Below are 15,199 nucleotides of genomic sequence, written 5' to 3'. Positions count from 1 at the left end.
TCGGGCCGTCCGGGCCGTTCGACCGCTCGGACCGTCCGGGCCGTCCGTCCGGGCGGCGGCGCCTCCCGCTGCTCTCCTGGCGCCGGCCGGGTCCTCCCCGGTACCGGCTAGTACTGGAGCGACTTGTACTGCAGGAACTCCTCCAGGCCGTGCCGGCCCAGCTCGCGGCCGAGGCCCGAGTTCTTGTAACCGCCGAACGGCGCCCGGGGGTTGAAGCGCCCGCCGTTGAGGTCGATCTGCCCGGCGTCCAGCCGGCGGGCGAAGCGGGCGGCGGTCTGCGGGTCGACCGCCCAGACGCCACCGGCCAGGCCGTACTCGGTGGCGTTGGCCAGCTCCGCGGCGTGGTCCTCGTCCCGGTACGCCAGGATCGCCAGCACCGGGCCGAACACCTCCTCCCGGGCCACCGTCATGTCGGCGGTGACGTCGGCGAGCACGGTCGGGCGGACGTAGAAGCCGGTCGCCAGGCCGTCCGGGGCCTCGGCGCCGCCGGCCACCAGGCGCGCGCCCTCGGCGAGCGCGCCGGTGATGTAGCCGCGCACCCGCTCGCGCTGGCGCGCGCTGACCACCGGCCCGATCCGGGTCGCCGGGTCCGCCGGATCGCCCGGGACGTACGTGCCGGCCGCCTTCGCGGCCAGCGCCACCGCCTCCTCGTACTGGTCGCGGTGGACCAGCAGCCTGGTCCACGCGCTGCAGGTCTGACCGGAGTTGGCGAACACGTTGGCGACGTTGACCTTCACCGCGCGGGCCAGGTCGGCGCCCGGCAGCACCACGTTGGCGGACTTGCCGCCCAGCTCCAGGGCCACCCGCTTGATGCCGCGCCCGGCCGTCTCGGCGATCGTCCGCCCGACCGCCGTCGAGCCGGTGAACGACACCACGTCCACGCCCGGGTGGCCGGCCAGCGCGGCGCCCGCCACCGCGCCGGTGCCGGTCACCAGGTTGAACACCCCGGTGGGGAAGCCCGCCGCGTCCACCAGCCGGGCGAACAGCCGGGCCACCAGCGGGGTGTCCTCGGCCGGCTTGAGGACCACCGGGCAGCCGGCCGCCAGCGCGGGCACCACCTTGGCGGTGATCTGGTGCAGGGGGTAGTTCCACGGGGTGATCGCCGCGACCACCCCGGCGGGCTCCGCGTGCACCACCGAGTTGCCGACCCGCTCCTCGAACGGGTACCCGGCCAGCAGTTCCAGGTACGACTCGGTGACCTTCAGCGGCAGCGCGGCGTGCACGGCGGTGGCGAAGCCGATCGGCGCGCCCAGCTCGGCCGTCACGGTGGCGGCGATCTCCTCCTGGTGCGCGGCCAGGCCGTCCCGCAGCCGGGTCAGCGGCACCAGCCGCTCGGCGGCGGTGGTCGCGCCCCAGGCGCGGGCCGCCCGGCGGGCCGCCGCGACGGCGGCGTCGACGTCCGCCGCGCCGCCGGCCGGGACGGTGGCGAGCAGGCGCTCGGTGGCCGGGTCGAGGACCGGGACCGAGCCCTGGTCCAGGGCGGGCCGCCAGGCGCCGTCGATGTACTGGTCGGTGTGCTCGGCGTACCCCTCGGCCCGCTCCGTCCCGTCCGCCATGTGGTACCCCTTCGTGCCGATGCCGCGGGTGCGCGTGCGTCCCCCGCGGCGCTTTCCGGCCTGTCGTCCGAATGGCCGGTCCTCCGTGCGGCCCGGTCGCCGTGCGGCCGGTCCCGGACCAGTCAACGGTGTGCGCACCGGCGGCGCAAGGAACGATCGCCCGGGGGTTCACCGCGGTGCTCGCCGTCATCGCCGCCCGCGGAGCCACCGTCCTTCGGCGGGCGCCGAGTTGACCGTCCGCCCGCGGCGGCCGGGTGCCGCCCGTCCGGCCGTCCGGCAGTCGGCCGGCCCGCGGTCGATCCGGACTCGCCCCGCTCCGGGCGGGCCGGTGGCCGGGGGGAGGGCCGGGGGGATCGTGTCCCCGCTGGTGACAAATCGGGTGGTACGACGGCACTATGGACGAACCGGTCCGCCTTGAGGTTCGCGACCGCAGTCAAGTACGCCCACAAATGGCCGGGCGGCGAAATTCTTCCTCGAGAGTTCGCCCAAGTCCGCTCGACGGCGAGTAGATTGCAGCGAACTCGCGCGCGCCGGACTACGGTTGGCGGCAGGTCGGGTCCTGTCCACGCGCCCGCGGTGCCACCCTGCCCGGGCCGGGACCGGCGAGGACCGCCGTCGGCCACCGGGGACGCGTCCTCCCGGGTCCGGAGCCCCAGCCCCGTGGTCGTTCGTACCGTCTTAGGAGTCGCCTCGTGACCGACGCCGCACTCAGTGCCGACCAGCAGCAGCCGGTGGAGCCGGCGGTGCTCGACGACGTGCCCGGATGGTTCTGGGACCACGACCGTCACCTCTTCGACTGGTTCCTCGGGCGCCAGGAGAAGGCTGGCCTCTCCGGGGACCTCATGGAGATGGGCGCCTACCTGGGCCGCAGCGCGATCGTGATCGGGGCCCACATCCAGGCGGACGAGACCTTCACGGTCTGCGACCTCTTCGACTCGGACGCGCCGGACGACGAGAACGCCGCCGAGATGGACATGTCCTACCGCAAGACGCTGACCCGCACCGCTTTCGAGGCCAACTACCTCTCCTTCCACGACCGGCTGCCGGAGATCATCCAGGCGCCCACCTCGGCGCTGGCCGGCGGCCGCGTCGCGACCGGCGCGTTCCGGTTCATCCACATCGACGCCTCGCACCTCTACGAGCACGTCGCCGGGGACCTCCAGGTGGCCCGGACGGCGCTCTCCCCGGACGGCGTCGTGGTGCTGGACGACTACCGCTCCGCGCACACCCCCGGCGTCGCCGCCGCGACCTGGGAGGCGGTGCTCAACCACGGCCTGCGGCCGATCGTGCTGACCGACACCAAGTTCTACGGCACCTGGGGCGACCCGGAGCCCGCCCAGCTCGACCTGCTCGCCCGGCGCGGCACCCTGCCGCAGTGCGACATCACCCACGAGGTGATCGCCGAGCACCGGGTGGTCCGGATCGGGGGCAACTCCGACGGCGCCGAGCCGTTCCCGGTCTCCCGCCACCACGCCCGGCTGACCGCCGACGCCGAGCGCCGCGAGCAGGCCAGGGCCACCGAGGAGGCCCTGCGCTCCGTGGAGCGCGAGCGCGACGACGCGCTGCGCGACCTCGCCGAGCGCCGCGCCCGCGCCGCCGAACGCCGCCGCCCGGCCAACGTCGCCAAGCGGGCGGTGGGCGACCTCCTCCCGCCCGTGGTCACCTCCGCGATCCGCCGCGCCCGCCGCGGCTGACCCGCGCCCCCCGGCCGCGCACCCCCGACGCCGGGGGCGCGCGGCCGGCGTGCTGCCGGCACCTCCCGTGCGCTCGTGCTGCCCCCGCGGTCGGCCTCGCAGGGCTGATCACCGAGGAGGCCCCGCGCGCCATGGAGCGCGAGCCCGACGACGCGCTGCGCGCGCCCAACCGTGGGGGTGCGCGGCCGGTGCGGCGGTTGCCGTCGGGCTCGCCGTGCTGACCGCCGAGGCCGAGCGCCGTGGGCGGGTGCGGGGCGCGGGTGAGGCTCTGCGCCGCGCGACCTCCGTGGAGCGCTATGACCGCGCGGCCAGGCACGGCTGGCTGTCCCGTGACAGGTGATCTCGACCGTTTGTCACGTGGTCTTGGCCGATGGAGCTGGCGGTATTCGAGGACTGGCGCCCCGCCGTCGGGGCCGGTTCGTTTCGGGGGAGGGCTACGGTGCCACTCGCCAGTCGATGCGATGCCTTCCGGAGGCGTGCCGCTGGGTTTCCGGGACGAAGTGATGGAACGCGGGCCGACCGGTGGTCAGGCTGCCGGTCAGGGCGGTGAACATGTCCGCCAGGCTGGTGGCCCACAGACTGCCCTCGATGTCGCCCGAGCCGATACCCATCTCGTATACGTGCCCGTGGGTGGGTCCCGGCAGGTGGTCCACGAAGAGCACGCCCCCGTCGTTGGGGAGTGCGATGGGTACCCACCAGCGGGCGTGGCCGACCAAGGTGCCCCAGTCCCCGGGATCGCAGGTGTCCACTGGGAACAACTCGACGTACGTTCGGTGGCGCGTGAGGATGTGCTCTGTGGGGAGCAGTCGGTGTCCCAGCGGCAGGAAGGACCCTGCGGGGAAGGTGTCCCCGGCGGGTCGCGGCGCGACGCCGTCGTGCAGTTCGAGCAGTGTGCGCAACTGGGGGTGCAGGGCGAAGCCGAGTCCGTCCTCCAGGCCCGCGATCTGCCCGGCGTCGGCCGCCGGTTGCAGGGCTGCGTGATCGGCCGGAGAGTGAGCGGCCAGCCAGGCGCTGAAACCCCGCCAGGCCGAGACAAGAGCAAGGGCATCGGTCTCGGTCGTACCGGGACCGTGAGGCTGCACACGGACAGGTCGGCTAACGCGGCAGCTCTGGGGCGCTCTGCTTTGCCGCGGTTCATGGCCCCCTCCATGATCTGCCGCAGCTGACCTGCCCCTGGTCGCCCACCCTGCCGCGTGCCTCCGAGGGCGGGGGTGCGCGGCTGGTGTGTGCCGCTGTTCTGCTCGTGCTGCCGTTGCCGGCGGGCCCCGGTGCCCGCCCGGGCGCGCACCTCGGGCCACCGGTGGCGCTTCCGGTGCGCTTGTGCCGGGGCTGCCACCGTGAGCGCCGTAGCGCCCCGGCGCCCCGGGAGCATCGAAACCCGTACTGCTCAGGGCCGGAAGAATGCGCTTTTCCGACCGCTCCCGCCCGGCCGAGGATGGCAGGCGAACCAGCCCGCCGGGAGGAATCCGTGTCGCCTGTCTCGCCTGCCACCCAGTCGCCCGCCGACGCCCGGTCGGCCGTACCCGAGCCGCCCGCCGCCAAGCCGCCCGTCGACGCCGGGCTGCTGCCGCTCACCGCCGAGGAGGGTCCCGCCGGGCTCTCCGTCGGCGGTGTGCCGCTGACGGAGCTCGCCCGCCGGTTCGGCACTCCGCTCTTCGTCTACGACGAGGAGCACCTGCGCCGCCGCTGCCGGGAGGCCGTCGCCGCCTTCGGCCCGGGCAACGTCGCCTACGCCTCGAAGGCCTTCCTCTGCACCGCGATGGCCCGGCTCGCCGCCGAGGAGGGCCTGCTGCTCGACGTCGCCTCCGGCGGCGAACTGCGTACCGCCCTGCACGCGGGCGTCCCCCCGGAGCGGATCGTGCTGCACGGCAACAACAAGAGCGAGGACGAGCTGCGCACCGCCCTCACGGCCGGCCTGCGGCACGTCGTCGTCGACAGCTTCGACGAGCTCGACCGCATCGAGCGTCTGGTGGTCGAGGAGGGCCTGCCGCCGGCGCACGTGCAGTTGCGGGTGGCGCCGGGGGTCGCGGCGGGCGCCCACGAGGCGATCCGCACCGGCGGGCACGACTCCAAGTTCGGCTTCGGCCTGGCCGACGGCGCCGCCGAGGCCGCCGTCCGGCGGGCCGCCGCCTCGCCGGCCGTGCGGCTGGAGGGCGTCCACGCGCACGTCGGCTCGCAGGTCCTGGACCCGGCCGAACTCGCCGACGGGGCCGCCGCCGTGGCCCGGTTCGCGGTGGACAGCCGGGTGGCGCGGCTGACGGTGGGCGGCGGGCTCGGCGTGGCGTACCTGGCGGGCCAGAGCGCGCCGTCCTTCGCGGTGTGGGCGGACCGGGTGCGGGCGGCCGTCCGCGGGGCCGGCTGGACGGGGGAGATCGGTGTCGAACCGGGGCGTTCGATCTCCGCCCGGGCCGGGCTCACCCTCTACCGGGTGGGGACGGTCAAGCGGATCGCCGGCGTCCGGACGTACGTGAGCGTCGACGGCGGGATGAGCGACAACCTCCGCCCCGCCCTGTACGGCGCGCGCTACGAGGCGTTCCTGCCGCGCTGCCCGCAGGAGCCCCGGCCGCTGCGGGCCCGGCTGGTCGGGAAGCACTGCGAGAGCGGGGACGTCATCATCGACGACGCCGCCCTCCCGGCCGACCTGCGGATCGGCGACGTGCTCGCCACCCCGGTCACCGGCGCGTACGGGTACGCGATGGCGTCCAACTACAACAAGCTGCCGCGCCCGGCCGTGGTGTTCGTCCGGGACGGTGAGGCCCGGCTGGTGGTGCGCCGGGAGACCGAGGAGGACCTGCTCCGCCTCGACGTCGACGGCCCGGCGGAGCGCCCCGCCGACGGCCTCGGCCCCGCCCCCGTCGCCTGGCGCCAGACCGCCGGTGCCTGAAACAGGCGGAATATATCGACCGGTCTACTTATTCCGCACCCCCATGACGGAATAGGTAGACCGGTCTACTTCCTCTTCCTCTCATGGCAATATGCAGATCGGTCTACTGATTCTTGAAGAATCGGCAGACCGGCCTACAGAGTCGCCCTCCGCCCCTGACCAGCCGCGATGACCTACCCTGGCCCGATGCTGAACAGCGCCCGTCTGCTCGTCCTCCTGGAGATCGCCCGCCGCGGCACCATCGTGGCCGCGGCGCAGGCGCTGCACCTGAGCCCCTCCGCCGTCTCCCACCAGCTCGCCCGCCTCGAACAGGAGCTGGGCGTCGCGCTGGTCGAGCGTCAGCCGCAGTCCCTGCGGCTGACCCCGGCCGGCGTCCGGCTGGCCGAGCACGCCCAGGCGATCGCCGATCTCATGGCCGTCGCCCAGGACGACCTGCGCGCCCACTCCGGGGGCACCGCGGGCGTGCTGCGCCTCGGCTTCTTCGCCTCGGCCGGCCTCGACCTGCTGCCCCGCGCGCTCACCGCCTTCTCGGCCCGGCACCCGCAGGTCGAACTCGAACTCATCATGGGCCAGCCGCACGAACTGCTCCCCGACCTGGAGGCCGGCCGCCTGGACGCCGCGGTGGTCTTCGAGCACCCGCTCGACCCGTGGATCCGCCAGGCGAGCCGGCAGGGCACGGTCGAGGTCGAACTCTACTTCGACGAGCCGCAGTTGGTGATCGTGCCGCTGCGCCACCGGCTCGGACGGCGCACCCTGGTCCGGCTCGCCGAACTCGACGGCGAGAGCTGGATCGGCACCCACGGCGGTTCGACCGGCGAGCCGGTGCTGGAACGTGCCTGCGCCGCTGAGGGGTTCCGCCCCCGGGTGCGCTGCCGCAGCGACCACTACCAGGTGACGATCAACCTCGCCCGGGCCGGCATGGGCGTCGCGCTGATCCCGGCCCTCGGCCTGGCCGACAGCGCCGGCGTGCACGTCTGCCGCCTGGACCACCCGCAGCTGCACCGCCGGATCGGCGTGGCCACCCGGGCCACCAACCGCAACCCGGCCGTCCGCGCCTTCCTCGGCGAACTGCGAGCGGCCGCCGGGGAGGTCCGGTCACTGCTCGAACTGCAGTGGGCCTGACCGACCTCGGCGGCCGCTGACCGCTCGGCCCGGCGCCGGGCCGCTCAGACCTACGACACCACCTGACAGCGCTACCGGCCGACCGGAAGCGCCACCACGATCTCCTCGTCCTCGAAGTCCCCGGTCGGCCGGAAGCCGAAGGAGGTGTAGAGGCGGCCGGCGGAAGCGTTGTCCGGGTGGTACGAGAGACGGACCTCCCGGCACTCCGGCAGCGCCGACAGGCGCTCGATCACGGCGCCCAGGGCGGCGCGGCCCACGCCCTTGCCCTGTTCGGCCGCGCTCACCACCATGCCGCCGATCCAGTGGGCGGCCTCCTCGTCGTCGTATGCCCACATGACGTGGCCCACGACGTCGTCACCTGCGCGGACGCCGAGGGACGTCCACACCTCGCCCTGCCGGGAGAGCAGGAGGTAGCGCGCCGCGAGCGCGGCCACGCCCGGCGCTGCTCGTCGGCGGGCGCCACGTCGGCGACATCGCGCCAGTTGTCCTCCGTGATCTCCTCGAGCACCACGGTCCGGCCCTGGCGGTCGGTGAACTGCCGCGTCATGCGTTCCCCACATGTGTGCCGGTCGGAAGGGGTGAGCGTAGCCGTCCGCACCGGCTCCGGGCAGCGGTTTTCCGGTGTCCGGAGCCGGTGCGCCAGAGTGTCGAGGCCCGAGGACCGGACCGGCTGGGCGAGTCCGGCGCGCGAGAGCTTGCCGCTGAGGTGGGCCGGGCACACAGGCGGCCCTACCGTGATCCGCCGGACAGCTCCTCAACGGGCCGCTCCCCGCCACCCCGCTCCCCGCTCAGCCGGTCGGCTGGCGCAGCAGCGCGCAGGGCGCCGGCTCGCCGCGCTGCGCGCCGGCCGCGAGCGCCCGCCCGACCTCGCGGATGGCGTGCACCGCGGCCCGCTCCGTGCTGGGCCCGAGCGCCACGTCCCAGTGCGCGATCACCGCGTACGCCACCCGCCGGGTGCCGATCAGCACCCCGGCGTCGGCCCGCACCCCGGTGTCCGTCCCGGTCTTGTTGGCGACCAGCAACCCGCCGGGCAGCGGATCGGGGAAGCACTCCGCGTACGGGTCGTGCTGGACGAGCGCCGGCACCAGCCCGTGGTCCGTGTTGGAGCGCATCCACGCCAGCAGCCGCGCCGACGCGCCGGGCGAGACCAGGTCGCCCCGGACGGCCAGTGCGACCAGCCGCGCGAGGTCCCGGGCCGTCCCCGTGGCGAACACCGGCGGCACGCCGGGACCCCGGACGTCCCGCACCCGGTCGTGCAGGGTGAGCCGCTCCAGCCCGAGGCCCCGGGCCAGCCGCTCGGTGGCGGGCAGGCCGACCGTCCGCAGCAGGGCGTTGGTGGCCGTGTTGTCGCTGACCGAGGCGGTCAGCCAGGCCAGGTCCTCGACCGTCCACCCGCACGCGTTCCCCCCGGCACCCCGGTGGGCCAGCCGCCGCAGCAGCCCGGTGCCCCCGGCCACGTCCTCGTCCTCGATCGGCACCACCGCGTCCGCGCGCAGCTCCCCGGAGTCGAGCCGGCGCGCGACCTCGGCGAGCAGCAGCAGCTTGGACGCGCTGGCGACCGGCAGCACCACCGTGTCGTCCACCCCGACCGAGCCGCTCCCGACCGTCAGCCCCGCGCCTGCCCCCGCGCCCGCCCCCGGCCCTGCCTCCGCGCCCGCCTCCGCGTCCACGTCCACCGCCGCGACCGCCAGGGTCAACGGCAGCGCGGCCGCCGACCTCGCGGCGGCCGCCACCTGCGCCAGGATCATCGGACCCGTACCACCTCTCCGGCCCGGGCGTCCGTCGCCCGCCCCTCGCACACCGCGACCCGCCCGGCGACCACCACGGCCGCCACCCCCTCCGGCGGCAGCAACGGCCGCTCGAAGGTGGCCGCGTCCCGGACGGCGTCCGGGTCCAGCACCACCAGGTCCGCCACCGCGCCGTCACGGACCACCCCGCGCCCGGCGAGCCGGAACCGCGCCGCCGGCAGCCCGGTCATCTTGTGCACCGCGCTCTCCAGCGACAGCAGCCCCTCGTCCCGGCCGTAGTGGCCGAGTACCCGGGAGAAGCTGCCCGCCCAGCGCGGATGCGGCCGCCCGGGCTTGGGCACACCGTCCGAGCCGATCATCGACAGCGGGCTCGCCAGCACCCGGCGGACGTCGTCCTCGCGCATCGAGTGGCTGATGATGGTCACCTCTCCCTGCGAGTCGAGCAGCAGGTCGCAGACGTAGTCGACCGGGTCGGCGCCGCCCGCGGACGCCAGGTCGGCGATCCGGTGGCCCTCCGCCGAGCGGCGGGCCGGGGCGGCGGCGACCGCGATGAGGTCCCAGCCGCCGTTGCCGACGGTGTTCTCCCAGCCGTCGACGCCGCCCGCGATGTCCGCCCGGATCCGCTCGCGCACCTCGGGCCGGCGCAGCCGCTCCAGCAGCGCGCCGACCCCGCCCTCGCTGGTCCACGGCGGCAGCATCGCGTGCAGCACCGTACTGCCCGCGGTGTAGGGGTACACGTCGCACAGCACGTCGAGGCCGTCGGCGCGGGCCTGTTCGAGCCGGGGAAGGGTGCGCAGGGTGGCGCCCCAGGCGTGCCGGCCGGCGGTCTTGTGGTGGGAGACCTGGAGCGGTGCGCCCGAGCGCTCGGCGATCTCCAGCGCCTCCTCCAGGGCCTTCTCCACCTGGGACATCTCGTCCCGCAGATGGGTGACGTACGGCTTGCCGTGCCGGGCCGCGACGGTGGCGAGCGCGACGATCTCCGCCGTGTCGGCGTACGTGCCGGGCGGGTAGATCAGGCCGGTGGAGAACCCGGCCGCGCCCTGGGCGAGGGCACGGTCGAGCAGTTCGCACATCGCGGCCAGCTCCTCGGGCCGGGGCGGCCGGTCGGCGAAGCCCATCACCCCGGCCCGCAGCGTGCCGTGGCCGACCAGCGAGGCGAGGTGGTTGCGGCGCAGCTCGGGCCGCTGGGCGGCGGCGAAGGCGGCGAAGTCCTCGGCGGGGCGCACCGGGCCGATGCCGAAGGTGACCCGCAGGTGCTCGGCCAGCTCCGGCAGCCGCTCGGGCAGGCAGGGGAAGAGGCTGCTGCCGCAGTTGCCGCTGATCTCGGTGGTCACGCCCTGGAGGAGCGGGGCGAGCCGCAGCTCCTCCAGGGCGTCCCACGCGGTGTCCCCGGGCACGGCGCCGCCCGCCGCGGACGGCCCCCCGACGGCGGCCAGGGCGTCGGAGTGCGTGTGCACGTCGATGAACCCGGGGGTGACGACCCGCCCGGTGGCGTCGATCGTCGGCACCTCCCGCCCGTCCCCGCCACCGGCCCCGTCCACGCGTGCCCCGGGCGGCAGCACGGTGACCCGCCCGCCCGCGACCGCGAGGTCGGCGGGCCGCGCCGGCGCCCCGGTGCCGTCCACCAGCAGCCCGCCGCGCACCAGGAGTTCCACGCCCGCCATCACAGCACCGTCGCCAGGAAGGCCCGGGTGCGCTCGTGGCGCGGGGCGGTGAACACCTCGTCCGGGCGCCCGGCCTCGACGACCGCGCCCTGGTCCATGAAGACGACCCGGTCGGCGACCTCGCGGGCGAAGCCCATCTCGTGCGTGACGACGATCATCGTCATCCCGCTGCGCGCCAGGTCGCGCATCACGCCCAGCACCTCGCCGACGAGTTCGGGGTCGAGCGCGGAGGTCGGCTCGTCGAACAGCATCAGGGTCGGCTCCATGGCCAGCGCCCGGGCGATCGCGACCCGCTGCTGCTGGCCGCCGGAGAGCTGGCCGGGGTAGTGGTCGGCGCGGTCGGCGAGGCCGACCTTGTGCAGCAGCTCGCGGGCCTGCCGCTCGGCCTGCGCCCGGCCCCGGCCCTGGACGGCGACCGGTCCCTCCATCACGTTCTGCACCGCCGTGCGGTGCGGGAACAGGTGGAACCGCTGGAACACCATGCCGATCCGCTCGCGCTGGCGCTGGATGTCCTTGGGCCGCCGCTCGCGCAGCGTGGTGCCGGTGCCGACCGGCTCGTAGCCGATCAGCTCGCCGTTGACGGCGATCCGCCCGGCGTCGATCTTCTCCAGGTGGTTGAAGCAGCGCAGCAGGGTGGACTTGCCGGAGCCGGAGGGCCCGATCACGCAGAGCACCTCCCCGCACCGCACCTCCAGGTCGATCCCGCGCAGCACCTCCAGGTCGCCGAATCGTTTCCGCACGCCGCGCGCCGAGAGGATCACCTCGTCCGTCGCCACCGTCACTTGCCCGCCCCCTTCTTCCTCATGTCCGTCTTCCTCGCCCCGCCCGGCCGCAGGTTGCGCAGCACCCGCCGCCCGAGCGCCGGGCGCGCCGTCTGCGCCCCGGGACTGAACTTCCGCTCCACGGCGTGCTGCGCGACGCTCGCGATGGTGGTCAGCACCAGGTACCAGATCGACGCCACCACCAGCAGCGCGATGACCTCGAAGTTCGCCAGGTACAGGTGCTGCGAGACCGTCATCAGGTCGGCGCCCGCGATGACCGAGACCAGCGAGGTGGTCTTCAGCATGGAGATGAACTGGTTCCCGAACGGCGGGATGATCACCCGCATCGCCTGCGGCAGCACCACCCGGATCAGGATCTGCCGGTTGGACATGCCCAGGGCCGCCGCGGCCTCCCGCTGCCCGGGGTCGACGCTCTGGATGCCGGCCCGGACGATCTCCGACATGTAGGCGCCCTCGTTGATCGACAGGCCCAGCAGCGCCGCGACGAAGCCGGTGATCAGCGCGTTGGTCTGCCAGCTGACCAGCTTCGGTCCGTCGAACGGGATGCCGATGCTGATCTCGGGGAACAGCAGCGCGAGGTTGAACCAGAAGATCAGCTGCACCAGCAGCGGCGTCCCCCGGAAGAACCAGGTGTACGCGCCGGCCGTGGTCCGCAGCACCGGGCTGTCCGACAGCTGCATCACCGCCGCCATCACACCGATCACGATGCCGGCCACCTGCGAGATGAGGGTCAGCTGGACGGTGACCCACAGGCCCTCCAGGATCACCCCGTCGAACTGGTACTTCGCGATGACGTCCCAGTGCAGGTTGGGGTTGACGATGATGGTGTACGCCAGCCAGACCGCAGCGAACGCCGCCGCCAGCACCGCCACCCACCGCCCGGGCCGGGGCCGCCCGGTGACCCGCAGCGCGAGGTCGTCCTCGGCCGGCCCGGAAGCCGGCCCGGAAGCCGGTGCGGCCTTGGTCGCGACGCCCGAACCCTCGACTCTCATGCCGTCGCCCGCCACCGCACTCACTGCCCGACCGTGTTGACGGTGGCCTTGGCCACGGCGCTGCCGCCGACCTCGTACTTGTCGAGCACCGTGCGGTACTCACCCGAGTCGATCAGCTCCTGGAGCGCCCGCTGCACCGCGTCGCGCAGCCCGCTCTCCTTCTTTGCCACCGCGATGCCCCACGGCGCCGTCCCGTACTGCTCGGGTATCACCTGGTAGGCGGCGCTCTTCTGGGCGAACATCTGCGCCACCGGGTAGTCCACGATGGTCGCGACGGCCCGCCCGCTGTCCAGCTGCAGCAGTCCGGTGGGGGCGTCCTCGCTCTGCGAGATGGTCATCTTCTCGGCGCACTTGGCGTTCTGCTGCTCGCCGATCTCCAGGTTGGAGCTGCCCTTGGCCAGCACCACCTGCTTGCCGCAGAGGTCCTCCAGGGACTTGATGCCCTGGGGGTTGTCCTTGGTGGTCATGACGACCCCGCCGGTGCGGAAGTAGTCGACGAAGTCGACGGCCTGGCGGCGCTGCTCGCTGTCGGTCATCGAGGACATCACCAGGTCGAACCGGCCGGCCTGGAGGCCCGGGATCAGCCCGTCGAACGAGGCGTTGGTCATCTCCAGCTTCAGCCCGAGCTTGGCCGCGATCGCCGCGGCGAGGTCCGGGTCGACACCGGTCAGCTCGGTGGTGCCCGTCTTGTACATCTCCATCGGCGGGTACCCGACGGCCGTCGCGACTCTCAGCACGCCGGCCTGCTTGTACTTGCCGGGCAGCAGCTCGGCGGAGCTCTTCCCGGCGGTGTCGCCGGCGGCCGCACCCGGCGCGGCGGCGGAGCCCTGATCGGAACGCCCGCAGGCGGTGGCGGCCAGGGCCACCAGCGCCAGCGCGGCCAGACAGCGCAGAGGACGGGGGCGGTTCATCGGCATCTCCCTCGGGTGACGGTCCGCCGATGCTGGCAGCCGTCCCCAGCTGAATGGAAGATGATGAATCTATTGCCCCCTGACCAACGAAATCCGTACGCCTCCCCCCCCCGGATCGCCCATGCGAAAGCGCCGGCCGGAGGGGGTCCGGCCGGCGCTTTCGCATGTGGCGTGGTGGTCAGGCCTGGGGAACCGCGGCGCTCTCCCGGGTGGGCGCCGGCGCGGTGTCGGTCTCCAGCATCTCGCGCTTGACGGCGGCGAGGGAGGGGTTGGCCCAGGCGCTGCGGACGCCCCAGGCGTAGAAGGCCAGGCCGATCACGGCGACGACGAGGAGGTCCCAGCCCTCCGGCAGGTAGCCGTGGCCGCCGAAGTCGGCGGAGCCGGCCCAGGAGACGCCGGCCATCACGAAGAGGTAGGCGATCATCCAGGCGCCCGCCTTGAGGTGCGGCTTCAGCTCGGCGAACGGCTTGCGCAGCTCGTACCAGGCCCAGATCGGCAGGCCGGCGGCCATCAGCAGGATGACCTTGCCGGTGAGCGGCCAGCGGGCCCAGTAGAGCACCAGCGAGCCGAAGATCATGGCGACCGGGGCGATCACCGGCATCGCGCGCAGCCGGACCGGGCGCGGCAGCTCGGGCGCCAGGCGGCGCAGCGCCATCACGGCGACCGGGCCGGTGATGTAGGAGATCACGGTGGCCACCGAGACGATCTCGGCGAGCGAGCCCCAGCCGCGGAAGACCGCGAGGAAGCCGAAGGCGACGACCAGGTTGAGCACCAGCGCGGGGCGCGGGATGCCGGTGCGGCGGTCGACCTTGCCGAAGACGGACGGCAGGTGGCCGTTCTCCTGGACTCCGTGGATCATCCGGGAGGTGGTGGCGGCGTAGATCATGCCGGTGCCGCTGGGGGAGACGAAGGCGTCCGCGTAGAGCAGCAGCGCCAGCCAGTTCAGGCCCCAGGCGACGGCGAGGTCGGCGAGCGGTGAGGTGTAGCCGAGGCCGCCCCAGCCGTTGGCCAGGTCGGCGGTCGGGACGGCGCCGAGGAAGGCGATCTGCAGCGCGACGTAGATCACCAGGGCGATCAGGATCGAGCCGATCACGGCCTTGGGCAGCGACTTGCCGGGGTTGCGGGCCTCACCGGCCAGGTTGAGCGGGGACTGGAAGCCGTTGAACGCCCAGACGATGCCGGAGACGGCCACCGCCGTGAACACCGCGCTCCAGCCGTTCGGGGCGAAGCCGCCGTGGTCGGTGAAGTGCTCGGTGTCGAAGTGCGCGAACAGCAGCGCGCCGGCGGTGAGCGTGGGCACGACGATCTTGAACACGGTGATCGCGGTGTTGGTCTTGGCGAACAGCGTGATCGCGAACCAGTTCAACGCGAAGTACACCAGCAGCAGCACGCTGGCCAGCGCCACGCCGCTGACGGACAGCTCCCGTCCGTCGTACAGGCCCTTGGCCCACTCGAAGTCCCAGGAGCTCATGTACTGCACCGAGGCGGTCGCCTCGCCGGGGATGACCGAGACGATGGCGATCCAGTTGGCCCAGGCGGCCAGGTAGCCGGCCAGCGAGCCGTGCGAGTACTGCCCGTACCGGACCATGCCGCCGGCCTTGGGGAACATCGACCCCAGCTCGCTGTAGGTGAGCGCGATGGTCAGGGCGACGGCCGCCCCGATGACCCAGGCGACGATCGACGCCGGCCCGGCCAGTCGTGCCGCCCGCTCGGCCCCGAAGAGCCAGCCGGACCCGATGATCGACCCCAGACCCACGGCGGTGAGGCTGATCGTGCCGAGCGAGCGGCGGTAGTGCTGATGGGATGCCGTCGTCGACTCGGGTTCACTCACCGTATCGGTCCTCTG

The 15,199-nt window shown here is 73.9% G+C and carries 12 protein-coding genes; 3 read left to right on the top strand and 9 right to left on the bottom strand.

Going from position 1 to position 15,199, the window contains the following annotated elements; all coding sequences use genetic code 11:
* Positions 1–107 precede the first annotated feature (107 nt).
* Complete coding sequence (locus tag ABT093_RS13945; RefSeq protein ID WP_350563899.1) at positions 108–1,556, bottom strand: aldehyde dehydrogenase family protein; 1,449 nt, start codon at positions 1,554–1,556, stop codon at positions 108–110.
* Between the two features lie 692 nt (positions 1,557–2,248).
* On the opposite strand from ABT093_RS13945, the gene ABT093_RS13940 reads away from it, so the two are divergent.
* Positions 2,249–3,250 carry a class I SAM-dependent methyltransferase gene (locus ABT093_RS13940; protein ID WP_350563897.1) on the top strand — a complete coding sequence of 334 codons (1,002 nt, stop codon included), beginning with the start codon at positions 2,249–2,251 and terminating at the stop codon, positions 3,248–3,250.
* A gap of 434 nt (positions 3,251–3,684) precedes the next feature.
* On the opposite strand, the gene ABT093_RS13935 is transcribed toward ABT093_RS13940, so the two are convergent.
* The gene (locus ABT093_RS13935; RefSeq protein ID WP_350563895.1) at positions 3,685–4,332 is read right to left on the bottom strand and encodes an SMI1/KNR4 family protein; all 648 of its coding nucleotides are present in this window, start codon (positions 4,330–4,332) and stop codon (positions 3,685–3,687) included.
* 386 nt (positions 4,333–4,718) lie between these two features.
* Here ABT093_RS13935 and lysA point away from each other — a divergent pair, with 386 nt between their 5' ends.
* Together lysA and ABT093_RS13925 are read left to right on the top strand one after the other, a co-directional pair.
* Positions 4,719–6,134, top strand: a complete 1,416-nt coding sequence (lysA, locus tag ABT093_RS13930) for a diaminopimelate decarboxylase (RefSeq protein ID WP_350563891.1) — start codon at positions 4,719–4,721, stop codon at positions 6,132–6,134.
* 186 nt (positions 6,135–6,320) lie between these two features.
* Positions 6,321–7,256 (top strand): LysR family transcriptional regulator, encoded by a 936-nt coding sequence (locus tag ABT093_RS13925; protein ID WP_350563888.1) that lies wholly within the window; start codon positions 6,321–6,323, stop codon positions 7,254–7,256.
* A gap of 71 nt (positions 7,257–7,327) precedes the next feature.
* On the opposite strand, the gene ABT093_RS13920 is transcribed toward ABT093_RS13925, so the two are convergent.
* The 7 genes from ABT093_RS13920 to ABT093_RS13890 all read right to left on the bottom strand — a co-directional run bounded on the left by ABT093_RS13920 (position 7,328) and on the right by ABT093_RS13890 (position 15,184).
* On the bottom strand, positions 7,328–7,690 hold the full coding sequence (locus tag ABT093_RS13920) for a GNAT family N-acetyltransferase (protein WP_502884222.1): 363 nt from the start codon (positions 7,688–7,690) through the stop codon (positions 7,328–7,330).
* A 354-nt stretch (positions 7,691–8,044) separates the two neighbouring features.
* A complete protein-coding gene (locus ABT093_RS13915) occupies positions 8,045–9,004 on the bottom strand; it encodes a serine hydrolase (protein ID WP_350563885.1) in 960 nt (319 codons plus the stop codon).
* On the bottom strand, positions 9,001–10,668 hold the full coding sequence (locus tag ABT093_RS13910) for an N-acyl-D-amino-acid deacylase family protein (protein ID WP_350563883.1): 1,668 nt from the start codon (positions 10,666–10,668) through the stop codon (positions 9,001–9,003). The genes ABT093_RS13915 and ABT093_RS13910 overlap by 4 nt, the downstream gene beginning before the upstream one ends.
* On the bottom strand, positions 10,668–11,426 hold the full coding sequence (locus ABT093_RS13905; protein WP_350564050.1) for an amino acid ABC transporter ATP-binding protein: 759 nt from the start codon (positions 11,424–11,426) through the stop codon (positions 10,668–10,670). Before ABT093_RS13905 ends, ABT093_RS13910 begins: the two co-directional genes overlap by 1 nt.
* Before the next feature lie 20 nt (positions 11,427–11,446).
* The gene (locus tag ABT093_RS13900; RefSeq protein ID WP_350563881.1) at positions 11,447–12,466 is read right to left on the bottom strand and encodes an amino acid ABC transporter permease; all 1,020 of its coding nucleotides are present in this window, start codon (positions 12,464–12,466) and stop codon (positions 11,447–11,449) included.
* Positions 12,463–13,353: an ABC transporter substrate-binding protein gene (locus ABT093_RS13895; protein WP_350563878.1), complete on the bottom strand. Its 891-nt coding sequence runs from the start codon at positions 13,351–13,353 to the stop codon at positions 12,463–12,465. The genes ABT093_RS13900 and ABT093_RS13895 overlap by 4 nt, the downstream gene beginning before the upstream one ends.
* A 178-nt stretch (positions 13,354–13,531) precedes the next feature.
* Positions 13,532–15,184 (bottom strand): APC family permease, encoded by a 1,653-nt coding sequence (locus ABT093_RS13890; protein ID WP_350563876.1) that lies wholly within the window; start codon positions 15,182–15,184, stop codon positions 13,532–13,534.
* Positions 15,185–15,199 lie beyond the last annotated feature (15 nt).

The sequence above is a fragment of the Kitasatospora sp. NPDC002551 genome, assembly GCF_040296005.1.
Classification (GTDB): domain Bacteria; phylum Actinomycetota; class Actinomycetes; order Streptomycetales; family Streptomycetaceae; genus Kitasatospora.
Note: the sequence above shows the minus strand (reverse complement) of the source record. Positions and strands in the feature narration are given on the sequence as shown.